This is a genomic window from Micromonospora sp. C28ISP2-4 (genome assembly GCF_030519385.1).
Lineage (GTDB): Bacteria > Actinomycetota > Actinomycetes > Mycobacteriales > Micromonosporaceae > Micromonospora > Micromonospora tulbaghiae.
Genome location: NZ_JAUMKG010000007.1, coordinates 509,960 through 527,283 on the forward strand (window position 1 = coordinate 509,960; position 17,324 = coordinate 527,283).

Below are 17,324 nucleotides of genomic sequence, written 5' to 3' on the forward strand. Positions count from 1 at the left end.
CCCGCACCGACGTTCGCGGACCGCTGCCCGACCGGGCGGCGGTCCGCGGCTCGTTCCGCCGCCCCCGCCCGGCGGTCCCGCCTCACATCCCGCCGGTCCCGCCTCGCCGGTCGGTCGGTGGGCCGTCCGGGCCTCGGCAACGGTGGTGACGCAGGGTAGCGTGTCGCCCGTGTTCCCTACCGTGCGTGAGGTGCTGGACCTGGTGCCCGTGCGCCACGGCGCGCCGCGCCTGGTCGCCGGGAACGCCGGGCTGGACCGGTCGGTGCGCTGGGTGCACATCGCCGAGGTGCCGGACATCGCCACCCTGCTCGGCGGCGGGGAACTGGTCCTGACCACCGGGATCGGCCTGCCGGGTGACGACGCCGGGCTCCGCGAGTTCATCGGCGCACTGGCCGACGTCGGCGTCTCCGGGCTGGTGGTCGAGCTGGGCCGCCGCTACGTCAGCGGAGTGCCACGCGTGATGGCCGCGGCCGCCGAACGACGCGGCCTGCCCCTGATCGAGCTGCGCCGGGGCACCCCGTTCGTCCGGATCACCGAGGCGGTGCACGCGCTGATAGTGGACGCCCAGCTCACCGAGCTGCGTGCCACCGAGGAGATCCACCAGCGGTTCACCGAACTGTCGGTGGAGGGCGCCGAACCGGCCGAGGTGCTGCGGCAGGCCGTCGAGCTGGCCGGCTGCCCGATGGTGCTGGAGAACCTGTCCCGGCAGGTGCTCGCGTACGACCCGGCGGGGGAGAACGCCGAACTGCTGCTGGACGGCTGGGAACGGCACTCGCGGCAGATCCGCCCGCCCGGGCGCACCGCGTACGACCCGGACAGCGGCTGGCTCGTCACCACTGTCGGCGCGCGCGGACAGGACTGGGGGCGGCTGCTGCTGCGCTGGCCGGCGACCGAGTCCACACCGCCGACCCGGCTGACCATCCTGATCGAGCGGGCCGCCTCCACGCTGGCGCTGGGCCGGCTGATCCGGCGCGACGCCGAGGGCCTGGAACGGCAGATCCACCGTACGCTGCTCACCGCCCTGATCGACCACACCCGCCCGGTGGACGAGGTGGCGCTGCGCGCCAAGGCGCTCGGCGTCGTCCTGGACCGCCGGCATCTGGTCGGCGTCGTGGTCCGGCACCGCGCCGACGAGCCCGCCGGCGACGCGGGCGCCCCCGACGACGAGCCCGCCCCGGCCCGGCTCGGCACGCGCCGCGACACCGACGTCGAAGGCCCGGAAGCCGGCCCGGCCCGGCTGCGCGACCTCGCCGAGGCGGTCAGCCAGGCCGTCCGCGACGCCAAGCTCACCGCGCTGACCAGCCCGCTCGACGACCAGGCCGTGGGCGCGCTGCTGGCGCTTCCCGACCCGGCCGCCGAGGAGAAGGCACTGTCCGCGTTCGCCGCGGCGTTGCGCCGGGTACGCCTCGACGCTGCCCCCGCCGCCCGCCCGGCCCGCACCGTCGACGCTCCGGACCGGCCCGCCGGACGGGCTGTGGCGTCGGGGAGTGCGCGCCCGGTCGACGCGCCGCCCCGGGCCGCGATCGTGGTGGCGGCCGGGTCCGGTGTGAGCAGCCTGCGCGAGGCGCGCCGGTCACTGATCGAGGCGCGGCAGGTCGCCGAGGCGGCCCGGCGGGATCCCCGGGATCTGCCCTGCTACCGCCTGCCGCACGTGGGGCTGGCCGGGCTGCTGCACCTGTTGCGCGACGAGCCCCGGTTGCAGACGTTCGTCGAGCGTGAACTCGGGCCACTGCTCGCCTACGACGCCCAGCATCCACGGGAGCAGTTGCTGGGCACGTTGCGGGCGTACCTGGAGCAGGGCCGGAACAAGTCGGCCGGCGCTGCTGCCGCGCACCTGTCCCGGCCGGCGTTCTACGAGCGGCTGGCCCGCATCGGCCGCATCCTCGACGCCGACCTCGACTCGGTCGACAGGTGCCTGTCCCTGCACGTGGCACTGCTGGCCCTGGACGCCATCCGCGCCCCCTGACCCACCCCGTCACGCCGGTCCCGCCCTCTCCGCCCTCCGCCCGACGGGTTGATCATGAAGTTGGCGGCGCCGATCCCGACAAATCGCCGGCCTAACTTCATGATCGACGGGCGAGGCGCGGCGAGGCGAGGCGCGGCGAGGCGAGGCGGGCGGGGGAGGGGGAGAGGGGCGGGAGGGGTCAGGTCAGGGCGGTGAGGGTCTTGGCGTAGAGGGCGGGGACGTAGTTGTCGCCGCCGGGGGTGAACACGTCGGAGGTCGCCGCCGCCTGCCAGGCGGTGTCGGGCAGCGCCGCCACCAGGGCGCGTACCACAGGGGCGTCGCGCCACTGCTCCTGCTGGGCGAGCAGGCTCAGCGCGACCACCGACTCCTCCACCTCGCCCACGCACTCGAACGGCTTGTGCCCGTCGATGCCGAGCAGCTCCCGGTAGCCGGGGATCTGCGACTCGTCGGCCAGCAGGTCACCACCGAAGATGCCGGTGAGCCGCTCCCGGGGCATGAACGGCGCCATGGCCAGGAACACGAACCGGCACTTCGGGCAGTCGCGGCACCAGCGCTCGCTCGCGTCGCGCAGCTTGAACGCGGCGTTGCAGCTGGTCACCACCGCGTCGTACCGGTCGATCTCGGCGAACAGCCGGGCGATGTGCAGCTCGGACAGGGAACGCAGCAACGAGAAGTACGGCTCGGTGAGCCCGGCGTGCTCGGCCAGCGCGGCGCGCAGCAGCCCTTCCGCCTCGACCCCCTTGGACCACTGGTGGTTGATCTCGTGGCCGTTCCAGATCAGGTTCGGGTCGGACGCGGAACGCTCGTTCGACATCACCACCGGGCCGAGCCCGTGCAGGACGGCGGTCGCCACCGCGATCAGCGAGTTGATCGCGGTGACCGGGATGTGCCCGTTGCGCGCGCCGGCGGCGTTCAGCTCGAACAGCACCGGGTCCAGCCGCCGCCGGGCGGCCAGCGGCACCAGGTCCGACGCCTCGTTCACCGACACGATCACGTGGTTCGGGTTGACCGAGAACGGCACCGGGTCGAGGCCGGCGCGGCGCAGCGCCTCCAGCGTGACGATGGAGTCCTTGCCGCCGCCCACCGCCGACAGCGGACGGCGGTCGGAGTTGTCCACCGGCACGGCCGGGTCCACGGTGCCGGACGGCACCTCGGGACGCAGCTGCAGCACGTGCGGCAGCTCGTTGCGGTACGCGTACTCGGCGAGGCCCTTGGTGTAGACGGCGGTGACCAGCTCGGCGGCGGCGGCGCCCAGCGGCGCGGGCAGCACCAGCCGGGGCGGCGCGGCGGCCTTGTAGTAGCTGACGCCGGCGACCACGTGCAGCAGCTCCAGCACCCGGGCCAGGGTGGCCGCCGTGGCGTCGGAGACCGGCTCGGCCGGCAGCGGAAGCGTGATCACCTCGGTGAACCGCTGCTCGCCGTCGGGACCGGTCAGGGCGTAGTCGAACAGGACCTCGCCGGTGGCGAAGTCGATCGAGTAGGACGGGAAGGTGAAGGCGTCCATCCGCCGCAGCTGCTCGTTGGGCACACGCCATACTAGGCCCTGGTTCGTCCGTCCGTGTCCGGCTGGGCCGGACCCTGCCCGCCCTGCGTCGACCGAGTCCGAGGAGAGCCCGTGCGCCTGTCTGATCTGCGCGGACGTCATGTCGCCGTCTGGGGTGCCGGCCGCGAGGGCCGGGCCGCGGTGACCGCGATCGCCGCGCACGGGCCGGCCGGCCTGGTCGTCGTCGACGACAGCGCCAACTTCCTCACGCTGCCGTGGGACGGTCCGCTCGCCGCGGCGGCGCCGCTCGTCACCGGCGAGGAGGGCTTCGAGCGCCTGGCCGCCGCCGACGTGGTGGTCCGCTCGCCGGGCGTGCCGAACACCCATCCGTGGATGGTGGAGCTGCGCCGCCGGTCCGTGCCCGTCACGCAGGGCAGCGCGCTGTGGATGGCCGACCACGCGGACCGGACCGTCGGGGTGACCGGCAGCAAGGGCAAGAGCACCACGTCCAGCCTGATCAGCCACCTGCTCACCGCGATGGACCGGCCGAACGTGTTCGGCGGCAACATCGGGGTGCCGCTGCTGGACCTGCCCGAGGCGGAGCTGTACGTGCTGGAGCTGTCCAGCTACCAGTGCTCCGACCTGACCGACTCGCCGCGGGTGGCGGTGGTGACCGCGCTGTTCCCCGAGCACCTGGACGCGCACGGCGGCGAGCGGGAGTACTACCGGGACAAGCTCAACCTGCTCGCGCACGGTCCGCACGCCGTGGTGGTGAACGGCGCCGACCCGCGCCTGGCGGCCGAGCTGGGTGACCGGGCGGCGGTACGGGCCGGCTCGCCGGACACCACGCACGTGGCCACCGGACCGGACGGCACGCAGTGGTTCCACCTGCGGGACACGCCGCTGTTCCCGCGCGCGGTGCTGCCGCTGGTCGGGCGGCACAACGAGGGCAACCTCTGCGTCGCCCTCGCCGTGCTGGACGCGCTCGGCGTCGACGTGGTGGCGCGCAAGGACAGCCTCGCCGTGGCGGTCGCCGAGTTCCAGGGCCTGGCGCACCGGCTCACCGAGATCGCCGATCCGTCCGGGCTGACGTTCGTCGACGACACGCTCGCCACCAGCCCGTACGCGGCCATGCACGCGATCGACGCGTACGAGGGACGGCCGCTGACCGTGATCGTCGGCGGCGCCGATCGAGGGCTGGACTACAGCCCGCTGCGCGCGCACCTGGCCGACCGGGAGATCACCGTGATCGGCGTGCCGGACAGCGGCCCCCGCATCGTGGAGGCGCTGTCCGGGCTGCCGTCGGTGCGTACCGAGCTGGCCGACGACCTGGTCGCCGCCGTCGGGCTGTCCCGCAAGCTGACCCCGGCCGGCGGGGTGGTGCTGCTGTCCCCGGCGGCGCCGAGCTACGGCCGGTTCCGCAACTTCGAGCACCGCTCCGAGGTGTTCGCCCAGGCGGTGGCCGACACCGCCCGCTGAGCGACACCGCCTGCCGAGCCGGCACCGCCCACTGAGCGACACCGGCCGCCTGAGCGGCGTCGCCCGCTGGGTCAGCCGCGTTCCGCCCGGGCGTCCCGGTGCGGCGCCGGCTCGGCCGACAGGATCGCGTCGAGGGACTCCGTGGGCGCGGACCGGTCGACCGGCTCCCGTTGCGCGGGCGCGACCTCGGCGGGCTCCGTCTCGGCCGGCCCAGCCTCCGGGGCGCTGCGGGCCGCCCGCGCCTTGACCGGCGTCCAGGCGAACGCGAGCGCGCCGCCGACGAGCGCCAGCAGCATGCCGATCAGGAACCCGCCCAGGTTGGAGGTGAGCCAGGAGACCAGCCCGAGAACGAGGGAGAGCACCGCGTAGAAGACGCGTTGCTGCGGCGTGGTGACCAGCAGCACGCCGCAGATGACCAGGACGGCCGGGACCAGGTACGCGGCCAGCCCCTGCGGCCCGACGTGCAGCAGCACCCCGAGCGGCGCGCGCAGCGTCACGAGCATCTCCGCGCCGCCGAGCGCGATGAGCAGCCCGGCGGTGAACGGCCGCGCCCGGCGCCAGCGCCGCCAGCGTGTACGAACGCCGGCGGCGGGCGCCGAGTGCTGTCCTGCGGTCACCTCAGCACCCTTCGGAGCTGAAGCCCATGCGCAGGTTGGGCAGCGTGAAGATGGCGGCTGTGGTGGCGTAGTTGTTCTGCCGCAGGTTGGTGATGGTCACGGTGTCGGCCTGCTGGGCGAACACGCCCGGGTTGCCCTTGACCCCGGGGACCTTGTCGACGGTGCTGGCGTCCTGCCCGACGTCGATGTTCTTGAAGGAGGCGTTACCGGCGATCTCGTCGCCGTCGACCACGAGCGTGCGGGCGGTCACCGGCTTGCCGGAATTGCCGGCGGTGATCCGCAGGTTGGTCCCGCCCAGGTTGATGCTCTGGCAGAGATTGGTCAGCTCGGCCTTGTCGATGGCCGAGACGATCACGAGCACCTGCCCGCCGGTGTCGCCCTGGTTGGGGCTGTCCGGGATCATCTGGTCGAGCGTGGCGAACTGCTCGAACCCGGTGCCCTCCAGCTTGTCGGCGGTGACCGTGAACGGCATGCCCGAGATGGCGAACTGCGCGCCGAGCACACCCTGGGCGGTCAGCACCACCATGCCGGCCGCGCCGGCGACCACGGTGCCGAACGTGACGGCGAACCGGCGCCAGCGCACGCCGCTTCTCGGTTGATCGGTGTCGATCTGCTCGATCTGCTCCGGCATGCCGGGCCCCTTTCGAGATCAATTCACCTGCGACGATGTGAATTGGCTTCGCAGGATGTGCGCGCCGAGGGGCGCAGGCCGAAGTTACCGCTGAGTAAAGGGGCGGTCAACTGCCTGTAGCAGTTCGTTGAGCGGCATTTGCCAAAAGCGGCCAAAGTGAAAAACCGCTGTGGTTTCCGACTCCTCAGGGCTGGCCGGGCGCGCAGGGCGCGGTGGCGGCCGGGCCGTCGTCCGCCCGGTCCGCCCGGGCGACGCGGCCCGCCTCCCGTGGGCCGAGGAACGGCGCGGTGGCCGCGTACGTGAGCGCCGGCAGCAGCAGCGGCAGCTCCTCCGCCCGCCCCTGCGCCACCCGCTCGCGGATGGTGGCGTGGATGCCGCCGACCACTGTGGACAGCAGTGCCTCCCGGTCCACGTCGGCCGGATCCGGCCCGGCGCCGGCGAAGAACCGGCGGAAGCTGCGCAGCAGCGCGTCGCGTTCCCGGCGGGCGTCCGGGCCGGCCGCGTCCACCTCGACCAGTGCCATCCGGGCGAAGGCGGGCACGCTGGCCAGCACGTCGAGCAGCGTGCGCAGTGCGGCCCGGGCGGCCTGCGGCCAGGCCGGGCCGGCGTCGCGGTAGGCGTCCTCCATCAGGTGCGACACCACGGCGATGCCGTGCCGGTACGTGGCCAGGAACGCGTCCTGCTTGCCGCTGAACAGCGCGTAGAACGCGGGCCGGGTGACCCCGGCGGCGTGGCAGATGTCGCTGACCCGGGCGTTGTCGTACCCCCGGGTGGCGACCTCCCGGACCAGCCCGTCGAAGAGGCGGTCGCGCTGGGTCGCCGCCACCTCCTCGGCCGGCACGCGGCGCGGGCCGCGCTTGATGGCGCGGTCCGGGTCGCGGCCGTGGCGGGCGCCCGGCAGGGGCACGGGTGCCGGCGACGGCGGGCTCGGGACTGTCACCCATCGACCTTTCTTGATGCGTTGACTTTACGACCCTCCGGGGTTTATAACTTTCGACACGCTCAGTTCACGCCTCGTCACCGCTGGTGATCTCTCCTCGTGGATCACCCGAACGCGTCGAAGGAGGGCCGGATGGCTGCCATTATCGCCGCGCGGACCCGTCCCCCCAAGACCGGAGAGATCCAGGTGACGCGGCGACGCCGCACTGCGCCACGCCGCCCGGCCCGCTGAGGCCGCAACGGCGCACCACCACCGGCGGCCCTCATCCCGGCCGCCGCACCAAACCGGCTCCGTCCACTCCGGACGCCGCCGGCACCGTTTCCTGTCCCACCGCCGGAAGGAACAACCATGCCCAGGTACGGACGTATCGGCGCGGGCCTCGCCGCCCTGGCGCTGCTGACCGGTCTGGTCGGCGCCGCCCCCGCCACCGCCGCACCCACCACCTCGCTCGCCAGCGCGGTGCTGACCTACCCGACCGTCGCCGGCACCGCCGTGTCGGTGGGCGACGTCATCCAGGCCAGCCTGCGCAGCGGCACCAACGCCACGTTCTACTCCTCGACCAGTGGCACCACCGGCATCAAGTGCGCCGCGTCCAGCTTCAGCGCCAAGGTGCTGACCAACCCGACCGCTCCCGGCACCGCGACCGAGAGCCTGACCGCGCAGTCGTTCTCCAGCTGCACGACGAACGTCTTCGGCACCACCGGCGTGCAGAGCGTGACCGTCAACAACCTGCCCTACACCACCTCCGTCACCAGCGCCGGCGTGGTCAAGATCTCCGGGACGACGGCGGCGCCGATCCAGAGCACCGTCGTGCTCAACTCGCTGCTCGGCGCGATCACCTGCGTCTACCGGACCAGCACGAACTCGCTCACCGGTACGGCGTCGAACGCCACCAACTCGATCAGCTTCACCAACCAGCCCCTGACCAAGTTCTCCGGCCCGTCGCTGTGCTTCGGCACCGCGTACTTCACCGCGACGTACTCGCCGGTGAAGGACACCAGCAAGACCGGCAGCCCGGCGGTCTACGTCAACTGACACCCGGCTCTCGGGCCGGTGCGCGGCGACTCGCCGGGCGCCGGCCCGCACGCCGGTTCAGCCCGTCGTCAGCGTCGCGTGCAGCGCGCGCATCGACCGCAGCGCCGACCGGATCTCCTGGAGGTAGCGGCCCGGCGTCAGGGCCGGCTCCGGTACGTCGACCGCGGCGCGCGCGGCCGGGTCCACGCCGACCGTCTCGATGCCGCAGCCGTACGGCACGGCGAGCGTCCGTAGCGCGTCGCAGTGCTGGAACGGCACGTAGATCGGGGCGGTCACCATCAGCACCGGGTCGTCCGCGCGCAGCCGCACGTGCTCGGCCCAGAACCGCTGCGTGTCGGCGGTGTGCGCGCGACGGCGCTCCGGTTCGCCGGACGGCGCGGCGAGCACCCGTACCGGGGGCAGCCCGGCCGGCCGGTAGGTGCGCGAGGACCAGGACCGGTGCGGATGACCGGCCGGCTCGCCGCGCTCGTCGTCCGGCTCGGCCACCCCGAACGCCAGCCGCACGCCGGCGTCGAGGACGTCCACCTCGGTGGCGCAGCCGGACAGTCCGGCGGCGTCGAGCACCCGGGACTCGGCCGCGGAGAGCGGCCGGAAGCTGCCCAGCACCGCCACCTCGCCGGTCACCTCGGCCGCCGTCCGGGCCAGCACCGCCGCGTACGCCGTGCGCCGCAGGCAGGCGTGCGCCAGCCCGCCGAGCACCAGCAGGTGCGCGTACCCGGACCGGGCCGGCGCGACGGCGCGGACCAGGCCCAGCGCGGCGGCGGCGCTCAGCACCAGGTCGGCGGTGGCGGGGTCGAACGCCGGCTCGCGGGCGTCCGGGCGTTCCCGCCCCTGCCGGAAGTCCCAGCGGCGGGCGGAGAACGCGTCCAGGCGGGCCAGCACCGCCGCCAGGTCGCCGTCGGGCCAGTCGCCGCCGAAGTGCGCCACGAGACGCCGCACCGGCGCCGACTCCACCCAGGACCGGACGCCGGCCAGAAACTGCGCCCGCGTCGTCCCCGCCGCGCCTCCCGGCAGCGTCACCCGATCCGTCCGCACCCGGCGGATGCTACCGCCGGGACGGTTGTCCCTGCCCCGGTCGCGGTGGGAGCCTGCGGGGATCCACCTCCGCTGAAGGGTGCGCCGATGACCTCCGACGACCTGCTGGCCCGGCACCGGGCCGTGCTCCCGTCCTGGATGCCGCTCTACTACGCCGAACCGCTGGAACTCGTCGCCGGTTCCGGCCGCCGCGTGACGGACGCGGCCGGGCGGACCTATCTGGACTTCTTCGGCGGGGTGCTGACCACGATGATCGGTCACGACATCCCGGAGATCCGGGAGGCGGTCGAGCGGCAACTGCGCAGCGGCCTCGTGCACACCTCCACGCTCTACCTGATCCGCCGGCAGGTCGAGCTGGCCGAGAAGATCGCCCGGCTCTCCGGCATCCCGGACGCCCGCGTCTTCTTCACCAACTCCGGCACCGAGGCGAACGAGGCAGCGCTGCTGGCCGCCACGAATCACCGGCGCTCGCACCAGATCCTCGCGGTCCGCAACAGCTACCACGGCCGGTCGTACGCGACGATGGGCGTCACCGGCAACAGCGGCTGGTCAGCCAGCGCGCTGAACCCGTTGCAGGTGGCCTGGCTGCACTCCGGCGAACGGCTGCGCGGGCTGCTGGCCCGGCTTGACGCCGCCGACCGGGTCGACGCGGCGGTCGAGGACCTGCGCGAGGTGCTCGCCACCCAGACCGCTGGCGACGTGGCCTGCCTGATCGCCGAGCCGGTCCAGGGCGTGGGCGGTTTCGTGCACGGCCCGGACGGGCTCTTCGCCGCCTGGAAGAAGGTGCTCGACGAGCACGGCATCCTGCTGATCAGCGACGAGGTGCAGACCGGGTGGGGCCGCACCGGCGAGCACTTCTGGGGCTACCAGGCGCACGGTGTGACGCCGGACCTGCTCACCTTCGCCAAGGGCATCGGCAACGGCTTCGCGCTCGCCGGCGTGGTCGGCCGGGCCGACGTGCTGGAGTCGGTGCCGGCGATCAGCTTCTCCACCTTCGGCGGCAACCCGGTCTCGACCGCCGCCGGCAACGCGGTGCTCGACTACCTGCTCGACCACGACCTCCAGGCCAACGCCGCCCGGGTCGGCGCGATCCTCGGTGACGGCCTGCGCGCGGCCACCGCCGGGCTGGACCAGGTCGCCGAGGTGCGCGGCAAGGGCCTGATGCTCGCCGTCGAGTTCGTCCACCCGGGAACCGTCGAGCCGGACGCGGCGCTGACCACCCGCGTCTTCGAGGCGTGCCGGGCCGGCGGCCTGCTGGTGGGCAAGGGCGGCCTGTACGGCAACGTGATCCGGATGGGCCCGCCGCTGACGCTCACCGAGGACGAGGCCCGCGAGGGTCTGGCGATCATGGTCGAGGCCATCCGCACCTCGATCGGGGCGTGAACGTCAAGCCCGCCGTTCTCCCCGTCCGGACCTGAGCAGCCGCAGCAGACCCGCCCCGGCCAGATACGCCACCAGCGCCGGGCCGGGCAGGCCGAGCGGCTCGGGCGCGGTCTTGGGCGCCAGGCTGTTCAGCAGCAGGCCGACCAGGACGCCCGCGTACCCGGCCACGGCCAGGCCGGCGCGCAGCCGCCGGCCACCGGCCCCGGGCCGCCCGGCGGCGGGCGCGCGACGGGTACGGGCCTCGACCGGGCCGAAGACGGCGACCAGCACGGCCAGCACCGCGGCCAGCGCGAGCAGCCACGGCACGCGCCACGCCCACCAGGCCGCCGAGCCGGCCGGGGGAGCGGGCAGCACGCCGAGCGCGTCCAGCAGTCCGACGAGCAGCAGCGCGGCGGTCAGGTGCCAGAGGAAGAGCGTGAGCACCACCGCGTTGACCGCGAGCACCGCCTGCCACGGGCCGGACCGGCGCAGCCAGCGCCCGGCGGGGCACCGCAGCAGCAGGATCAGGCCGAGCTGGGCGGCGGCCGCGGCCATCAGCGCCACGCTGGGCGGCGCCGCGTTGTCCAGCCGCTCGCCGGGCACGTGCAGCATCGCCACCGGGTACGGTCCGGCAACCGTGAGCAGCACCAGCGCGACCAGCCCGGCGCCGAGCAGGACCCCGCCCGCCCGGGCCGACAGCGGCAGCTCGCGGCGGAACAGGCCCACGGGACCGCCGTTACCGGCACCGGCCGCGGTACCGGCGGCCGCCCCCGCGCCGGCCGCGTCATCGCTGCGGCGGGCGTCCGCCCGAGCGGCGTCGTACCAGGCGAAACCGAGCTGGTGTACGGCCAGCCAGCCGAAGATGTAGTTGCCCTCGGCGAGCGTCTCCGGGCCGAGGAGCCGGCCGAGGTCGCCGAGCGCCACCAGCACCACGAGCACCACCGGAACGGCGAGCCCGAACCGGCGGTGCAGCGCGTACATCGGCGGGGTCAGCGCCACCACGGCGACGTAGGCGACCAGGAACCACAGCGGGATGGTGGCGAACCAGACCACAGTGCGCACCTGCGCCGGGTCGGCACCGCGCAGCGTGGCGATCCCCGCGCCCACGGCCAGGACCAGCAGCAACACGGTGGTGGGGCGGACCAGGCGGGCACTCCGGTCCACCAGCCACCCGGCCGCCGACCCGCTCCGGCGCCGGTGGGAGGCCAGCGAGGCGGCGTTGGCGTAGCCGCCGACCAGGAAGAAGACCGGCATCACCTGGGCCACCCAGGTCAGCGGCCAGGCCCAGCGCAGGTCCGGAAGCGCCGAGTGGCCGGTGGGGCGGCCGTCGTCGTACCCGATGGCGGTGACGCCCCAGTGGCCGAGCACGACCATGGTGATGGCCACCGCCCGGAGCAGGTCGATGTAGCGCTCCCGCCCGGGCGGCGTGCGTTGCGCGAGCTGCCGCAGGCGGCGCATGAGGTCAGGCTAGGCCAGCCGGCTCCGACCGGTACGGATAACGGATCGGTCGAGAGGTCTTGTGGTCCCCGTCGCACTGTCGTAGAAATTCTTCATTAGAAATGCGTCTTGTGAAGACAAGCGACAGGGTGCTCACCGCGCGTACCCGGACCGAGGAGATGCGATGAACAGGCGTGAGATCCTTCGGCGCAGCGCCGCCGCCGGTCTGCTGGCCACCCCCGCCGCCGGCCTGCTCGCCGGCTGCGCCACCTCCGGCGGTGGCGACGAGGGCGACAAGGGCGCGTACAAGGGCACCAAGAGCGAGCAGAACCCGCTCGGCGTGGCCGAGGACGCCCCGCTGGAGGTGGTGATCTTCAACGGCGGCTTCGGGGAGGACTACGCCAAGGCCCACGAGGCCATGTACAAGGAGCGGTACCCCAAGGCGGAGATCAAGCACTCGGCCACCGCCGAGATCAGCAAGACGCTCCAGCCCCGCTTCGTCGACGGCAGCCCGCCGGACGTGGTGAACAACTCCGGCGCCGGCCAGATCGACTTCAACGGTCTGGTCTCCCAGAACGCGCTCGCCGACCTGGGCGAGCTGCTCGCCGCGCCGAGCCTCGACACGCCCGGCAAGACGGTCAAGGACACGCTGCTGCCCGGCACCGTCGAGGTCGGCTCCTACGACGGCCGGTTCCTGGTCCTCAACTACACCTACACGGTGTACGGCATCTGGCACTCCACCAAGCTGTTCGCCGACCGTGGCTGGGAGGACGCCAAGACCTGGGACGACCACATCGCGCTCTGCCGCCGGATCAAGGCCGCGGGCATCGCACCCTGGACGTACGCCGGTGTGCACCCCCGCTACATGAGCTGGCCGTTGATCTCCACAGCGATCAAGCTCGGCGGCCCGTCGGTGGCGCTGGCGATCGACAACCTGGAGCCCAACGCCTGGAAGTCGGACGCCATGAAGACCGCCGCCGACGCCTGGCACCAGATCGTCAAGGACAAGTTCATCCTCGACGGCTCCCCGGGCCTGGACCACAAGCAGTCGCAGACCGCGTGGTGCCAGGGCAAGGCCGCGTTCATCTCCTGCGGCTCCTGGCTGGAGAGCGAGCAGAAGGACGTCACGCCGCCCGGCTTCAACATGACAGTCGCGCCGACGCCGAGCCTGGGCAGCGGCGACAAGCTGCCGTACGAGGCGATCCGCGGCACCGCCGGCGAGCCGTTCATGGTGCCGGCGAAGGCGCGCAACGTCGCCGGTGGCCTGGAGTACTTCCGCACCATGCTGTCCCGCAAGGGCGCCCAGGACTTCACCAGGAAGGTCGCCAGCCTGCCCGTGGTCGCCGGCGCCACCGAGGGCATCGAGCTGCCGTACGGGCTCAGCACCGTGGTCAAGGCGCTCGACGCGTCCGGGTCCAACGGCTTCAACTGGGTCTACAACAACTACTACCGCAAGCTGGAGCGCAACCTGGTCGACGCGGCCTGCGGCGAGTTCTTCAGCGGCCGTATCTCCCCGGCCGAGTTCCTCGACCAGTGCCAGAAGGGCGCCGACTCGATCGCGCAGGACAGCTCGGTCAAGAAGTACAAGCGGTCGGCGTGATGCGACAGGGCCGCCTCCCCCTGATCCTCACGTTCCTGCTGCCCCCACTGGCGTTGTACGGCATCTTCGTGCTGTCGCCGTACCTCCAGGCCTTTCAGATCTCCACCACCGACTGGATGGGCTACTCCGCGCAGGCCGACCCGGTCGGCATGGCGAACTTCCGCACGCTGCTGCACGACGGGTACGTGTGGAACGCGTTGGAGAACAACGCGATCCTGCTCGCCGTGGTGCCGGTGGTGACGATCGGGCTGGGACTGTTCTTCGCCAGCATGCTCATCATGGGTGGGCGCAAGGGACGGGCCGGTGTGACCGGGGTGCGGGGCACCTCGTTCTACCGGCTCGTCTACTTCTTCCCTCAGGTGCTCTCGGTGGTGATCATCGCGCTGCTCTGGAAGGAGATCTACAGCCCGACCAGTGGCCTGCTCAACGGCGCCCTGCGCGCCGTCGGGCTGGCCACGCCGGCCTGGCTGGGCGACCCGCGCTTCGCGTTCTGGTGCGTGCTGGCGGTGATGGTGTGGAGCAACGTCGGCTTCTACGTGGTGCTCTTCGGCGCCGCCATGCAGGCGATCCCGCGCGACATCTACGAGGCGGTGCTGCTCGACGGAGCGTCCCGCGCCACGATGCTGCGGAAGATCACCATTCCGCTGCTCTGGGACACCATCCAGGTCGCGTGGATCTACCTCGCCATCGCGGCGCTGGACGGCTTCATCCTGGTCCAGCTCATGACCAACGGCGGGCCGAACTTCTCCTCCGACGTGATCGGGCTGCGGATGTACGACACGTCGTTCGGCAGCGAGAACAAGTTCGGGTACGCCTCGGCGATCGGTGTGGCGATGTTCTTCCTGACCCTCTCGGTGGCGGTGCTGGCGCTGCGCACCGCCCGGCGTGATCGGATCGAGTACTCGTGACCACACTGGACCCCGACCCCGGCGCGATGACCGGCGCCACGGCCGCCGGCACCGCCCGCCCGGCCGGTGCGGCGCGGGCGGGCGACCGGCCGCCGCGCCGCGAACTGGGCGTGGCGAACGTCTTCTCCCACGGCTTCCTGCTGCTCTGGGCGGCCATGACGGTGCTGCCGCTGGCCTGGATGGTGCTCAGCTCGCTCAAGACCAACGGCGAGATCATCGCCGAGCCGTGGGGGCTGCCCGAGGCGCTGCGGTTCGACAACTGGTCGCGCGCCTGGACCAGCGCCCACATCGGGCGGTTCTTCTTCAACAGCATCGTCGTGGTGGCCGGCTCGCTGAGCCTGACCATGCTGCTCGGCGCCACCGCCGCGTACGTCTTCGCGCGGTACGAGTTCCGCGGCCGGCAGGTGGTCTACTACCTGTTCGTCGGCGGCATGATGTTCCCGGTCTTCCTGGCCCTGGTGCCGCTGTTCTTCGTGGTCCGCAGCGTCGGCCTGCTCGGCACCTGGCCGGGCCTGATCCTGGTCTACACGGCGTATTCACTGCCGTTCACAGTGTTCTTCCTGACCGCGTTCTTCCGGACGCTGCCGACGTCGGTGGCGGAGGCCGCGCTGATTGACGGGTGCGGGCACTTCCGGCTGTTCTTCCGGGTGATGCTGCCGATGGCACGACCGGGACTGATCAGTGTCGCGATCTTCAACTTCCTGAGCCACTGGAACCAGTTCCTGCTGCCGCAGGTCCTGCTGCCCGGCGACGGGCAGGACCGGATGCTCGCCCAGGGGCTGAGTTCGCTCGCGGTGAGCCAGGGCTACGCCGGTGACTACGCCCAGTTGTTCGCCGGCCTGACCATCGCGGTGCTGCCGGTGCTCGTCGTGTACGTGGCGTTCCAGCGCCAGGTCCAGTCCGGACTGACCGCCGGGCAGCTCAAGTGACGTCGTTGCCACAGGCAACGGGGCAGTAGGGACGACCGGCCTGACCTAGGGTGAGCGGGCACGCTCATCTATCGACAGGAATATCATGTTCTTCCTCCTCTACACGCTGTTGCTGCTGCTCGGCGGCATCGCGATGGTCGCCGTCGGAGTGGCGGTCAAGGAACAGGGCAAGGGCTCCCGCATCCTCAACGTGGTCATCGGCCTGGCCTTCTTCGGGTACGGCTTCTACCTGCTGTTCCTCTTCGACGGCGACCGCTACCGGATCTTCTTCTACGTCTTCGTGCTGCCGATCCTGCTGATCGTGCGCGCCGTGAAGGCACGCAAGGAGGCCCGCGAGCAGGCCGCCGCGCAGCAGTTCGCGGGCGGGCCTTCGTTCCCGGGTGGCCAGCAGCACCCCAGCGGTCAGCAGTACCCGGGCGGTCAGCAGTTCGCAGGCGGGCCGCAGCAGTACCCGGGCGGGCAGCAGTACGGGCAGCAGCAGTACCCGGGCGGTCAGCAGCAGCCGGGCACGTACCCGGGGACGGGGCACGGCCAGCCCGGTCAGGCGTTCCCGCCCGCTCCCGGCCAGCCCGCTCAGCAGGGCTGGCACCCGACCCAACCCAACCCGCAAGACCGATACTGATCACCCCGAGAAGCCGGCCGACGTCCCCATCCGCAGGATCGGCGAGTGGAACGTCATGGGTGTCAAACGGGCGTTATGACACCCATGGCGTTCCACCAACGGCCGAGCGCCGCAGCACAGCGCAGGGCGGCGGGGCGGGGCGGGTGTGGGTCAGCGGGGTGAGGGGACCAGGCGGGTGTGCAGTGCCGCCGGGTCGGTCACCTCGGGCAGGTCGCGGGCGGCCAGCCAGGCCGCTGCGGCGGCACCGTCCCCGGCGCTGTGCAGCGCTGCGTCCGGCCACCGTTCGGCCAGCTCGGCGCGTACCGCACCGGCCAGCGGGGTGTCGCCGGTGAGCAGCCCGCCGCCGAGCACCACCGGATCGGTGGCGCCGGAGGGGCGGATGCGGGACACGCTCTCCGCCAGCAGCGCCGCGGCCTCGGCGATCAGCGCGACCGCAGTCGGTTCCCCGTCGCGGGCCGACGAGATCACGAGCGGCGCGAGCCGGGCCAGTTCCACAGGTGGCCGCCGGGTCACCGCCTGCACCACGGCGCCGGCGGTGGCACGCGGCTGATCGTCCACAGCGGTCGTGCCGGTCAGCTCGGCCAGCACCTGCCGGGCCAGGTCACCGGGGGCGTCGGCGCGGTCCAGGTCGGTCAGGAGCCGGCGGACCGCCTCGCGGCCGAGCCAGAACCCCGAGCCCGCGTCGCCGAGCAGCCAGCCGTGGCCGTCTGCGGTGCGGTCCAGCCGCAGGTCGCGTACCTGGGCGGCGATCGCGCCGGTGCCGGCCACGAGCACCGTGCCGTCCGGGGCGGCGGTGCCGGAGGCGTAGGCGACCAGCGCGTCGCCGTGCACCGCGTACGGGCATCGCAGTCCCGCCTGCGCCCACGCGCTGTCGAACGCGTCGCGGCCGTGCGGGTCGGCCAGGAGGCGGCCGGCTCCCGCGAGGCCGATGACGCCGGCGCGTACCCGAAGCGGGTCGATGCCGGCGAGCGCCGCGCGCAGGGCGGCGAGCAACTCGGCGGCGGCCCGCTCGGCACCGTGGCTGGTGGGGTTGCCGCCGCCGGCCCGGCCGGTGCCCAGGCGGGTGCCGTCGAGGCTCAGCGCGGTCGCGCGGGTGGAGGTGCCCCCGACGTCGAGGCCGAGCACGACGGTGTCCGACATGGTTCTCATGCTGGTCGGCCGCGTCGCCGGGCGCAAGATCGCGGCCGTGCGCCAGGTAACAGTTTGAAAACTTCACCCACGCTCTTGACACGGAGGGGCCTTCAGTAAGAACTTTTACCACTAACAGTTAACACTCTTTT

Annotated in this window: 15 protein-coding genes; 8 read left to right on the plus strand and 7 right to left on the minus strand. The window is 72.8% G+C overall.

Translation table 11 applies throughout. From position 1 onward, the window contains the following. Window positions 1-160 precede the first annotated feature (160 nt). Window positions 161-1,966 carry a PucR family transcriptional regulator gene (locus Q3W68_RS25825; RefSeq protein WP_302907904.1) on the plus strand — a complete coding sequence of 602 codons (1,806 nt, stop codon included), beginning with the start codon at window positions 161-163 and terminating at the stop codon, window positions 1,964-1,966. 178 nt (window positions 1,967-2,144) lie between these two features. Here the strand turns inward: Q3W68_RS25825 and Q3W68_RS25830 are convergent, their stop codons facing one another. Then, window positions 2,145-3,494, minus strand: a complete 1,350-nt coding sequence (locus Q3W68_RS25830; protein WP_302907905.1) for a hypothetical protein — start codon at window positions 3,492-3,494, stop codon at window positions 2,145-2,147. Window positions 3,495-3,581: 87 nt separating this feature from the next. Between Q3W68_RS25830 and murD the strand changes: the two genes are divergently transcribed. Beyond that, window positions 3,582-4,928 carry a UDP-N-acetylmuramoyl-L-alanine--D-glutamate ligase gene (murD, locus tag Q3W68_RS25835; RefSeq protein ID WP_302907906.1) on the plus strand — a complete coding sequence of 449 codons (1,347 nt, stop codon included), beginning with the start codon at window positions 3,582-3,584 and terminating at the stop codon, window positions 4,926-4,928. A 71-nt stretch (window positions 4,929-4,999) separates the two neighbouring features. Here murD and Q3W68_RS25840 read toward each other — a convergent pair whose 3' ends face one another. The 3 genes from Q3W68_RS25840 to Q3W68_RS25850 form a co-directional block, all read right to left on the minus strand. Further along, window positions 5,000-5,545: a DUF6114 domain-containing protein gene (locus Q3W68_RS25840; protein ID WP_302907907.1), complete on the minus strand. Its 546-nt coding sequence runs from the start codon at window positions 5,543-5,545 to the stop codon at window positions 5,000-5,002. 1 nt (window position 5,546) lies between these two features. Continuing rightward, window positions 5,547-6,176 carry a DUF6230 family protein gene (locus Q3W68_RS25845; RefSeq protein ID WP_302907908.1) on the minus strand — a complete coding sequence of 210 codons (630 nt, stop codon included), beginning with the start codon at window positions 6,174-6,176 and terminating at the stop codon, window positions 5,547-5,549. A 184-nt stretch (window positions 6,177-6,360) separates the two neighbouring features. Continuing rightward, window positions 6,361-7,116, minus strand: coding sequence for a TetR/AcrR family transcriptional regulator (locus Q3W68_RS25850; protein ID WP_302907909.1), 756 nt, complete (start codon window positions 7,114-7,116; stop codon window positions 6,361-6,363). A gap of 348 nt (window positions 7,117-7,464) precedes the next feature. Here Q3W68_RS25850 and Q3W68_RS25855 point away from each other — a divergent pair, with 348 nt between their 5' ends. Continuing rightward, the gene (locus Q3W68_RS25855) at window positions 7,465-8,151 is read left to right on the plus strand and encodes a Tat pathway signal sequence domain protein (RefSeq protein WP_302907910.1); all 687 of its coding nucleotides are present in this window, start codon (window positions 7,465-7,467) and stop codon (window positions 8,149-8,151) included. Between the two features lie 57 nt (window positions 8,152-8,208). Here Q3W68_RS25855 and Q3W68_RS25860 read toward each other — a convergent pair whose 3' ends face one another. Beyond that, window positions 8,209-9,171, minus strand: a complete 963-nt coding sequence (locus tag Q3W68_RS25860) for a hypothetical protein (RefSeq protein ID WP_368045769.1) — start codon at window positions 9,169-9,171, stop codon at window positions 8,209-8,211. Between the two features lie 102 nt (window positions 9,172-9,273). On the opposite strand from Q3W68_RS25860, the gene Q3W68_RS25865 reads away from it, so the two are divergent. Then, window positions 9,274-10,569 carry an aspartate aminotransferase family protein gene (locus tag Q3W68_RS25865; RefSeq protein ID WP_302907912.1) on the plus strand — a complete coding sequence of 432 codons (1,296 nt, stop codon included), beginning with the start codon at window positions 9,274-9,276 and terminating at the stop codon, window positions 10,567-10,569. A 3-nt stretch (window positions 10,570-10,572) separates the two neighbouring features. On the opposite strand, the gene Q3W68_RS25870 is transcribed toward Q3W68_RS25865, so the two are convergent. After that, a complete protein-coding gene (locus Q3W68_RS25870; RefSeq protein ID WP_302907913.1) occupies window positions 10,573-12,006 on the minus strand; it encodes an acyltransferase in 1,434 nt (477 codons plus the stop codon). Window positions 12,007-12,169: 163 nt separating this feature from the next. Between Q3W68_RS25870 and ngcE the strand changes: the two genes are divergently transcribed. The 4 genes from ngcE to Q3W68_RS25890 all read left to right on the plus strand — a co-directional run bounded on the left by ngcE (window position 12,170) and on the right by Q3W68_RS25890 (window position 16,044). Beyond that, window positions 12,170-13,585 (plus strand): N-acetylglucosamine/diacetylchitobiose ABC transporter substrate-binding protein, encoded by a 1,416-nt coding sequence (ngcE, locus tag Q3W68_RS25875; RefSeq protein WP_302907914.1) that lies wholly within the window; start codon window positions 12,170-12,172, stop codon window positions 13,583-13,585. After that, window positions 13,585-14,493 carry a carbohydrate ABC transporter permease gene (locus tag Q3W68_RS25880; RefSeq protein WP_302907947.1) on the plus strand — a complete coding sequence of 303 codons (909 nt, stop codon included), beginning with the start codon at window positions 13,585-13,587 and terminating at the stop codon, window positions 14,491-14,493. The genes ngcE and Q3W68_RS25880 overlap by 1 nt, the downstream gene beginning before the upstream one ends. Beyond that, window positions 14,490-15,422, plus strand: a complete 933-nt coding sequence (locus tag Q3W68_RS25885) for a carbohydrate ABC transporter permease (protein WP_302907915.1) — start codon at window positions 14,490-14,492, stop codon at window positions 15,420-15,422. Before Q3W68_RS25880 ends, Q3W68_RS25885 begins: the two co-directional genes overlap by 4 nt. An 85-nt stretch (window positions 15,423-15,507) precedes the next feature. Beyond that, the gene (locus tag Q3W68_RS25890; RefSeq protein ID WP_302907916.1) at window positions 15,508-16,044 is read left to right on the plus strand and encodes a hypothetical protein; all 537 of its coding nucleotides are present in this window, start codon (window positions 15,508-15,510) and stop codon (window positions 16,042-16,044) included. A 150-nt stretch (window positions 16,045-16,194) separates the two neighbouring features. Here Q3W68_RS25890 and Q3W68_RS25895 read toward each other — a convergent pair whose 3' ends face one another. After that, entirely contained in the window at window positions 16,195-17,184 is a 990-nt protein-coding gene (locus Q3W68_RS25895) for an N-acetylglucosamine kinase (protein ID WP_302907917.1), read from the minus strand. Window positions 17,185-17,324 lie beyond the last annotated feature (140 nt).

Bases quoted from the DNA above. Each gene is read 5' to 3' on its own strand.
- Q3W68_RS25890 (WP_302907916.1), top strand. From the start codon at position 15,508: ATGTTCTTCCTCCTCTACACGCTGTTGCTGCTGCTCGGCGGCATCGCG.
- Q3W68_RS25865 (WP_302907912.1), top strand. From the start codon at position 9,274: ATGACCTCCGACGACCTGCTGGCCCGGCACCGGGCCGTGCTCCCGTCC.
- Q3W68_RS25845 (WP_302907908.1), bottom strand. From the start codon at position 6,176: ATGCCGGAGCAGATCGAGCAGATCGACACCGATCAACCGAGAAGCGGC.
- Q3W68_RS25870 (WP_302907913.1), bottom strand. From the start codon at position 12,006: ATGCGCCGCCTGCGGCAGCTCGCGCAACGCACGCCGCCCGGGCGGGAG.
- ngcE (WP_302907914.1), top strand. From the start codon at position 12,170: ATGAACAGGCGTGAGATCCTTCGGCGCAGCGCCGCCGCCGGTCTGCTG.
- Q3W68_RS25895 (WP_302907917.1), bottom strand. From the start codon at position 17,184: ATGTCGGACACCGTCGTGCTCGGCCTCGACGTCGGGGGCACCTCCACC.
- Q3W68_RS25855 (WP_302907910.1), top strand. From the start codon at position 7,465: ATGCCCAGGTACGGACGTATCGGCGCGGGCCTCGCCGCCCTGGCGCTG.
- Q3W68_RS25880 (WP_302907947.1), top strand. From the start codon at position 13,585: ATGCGACAGGGCCGCCTCCCCCTGATCCTCACGTTCCTGCTGCCCCCA.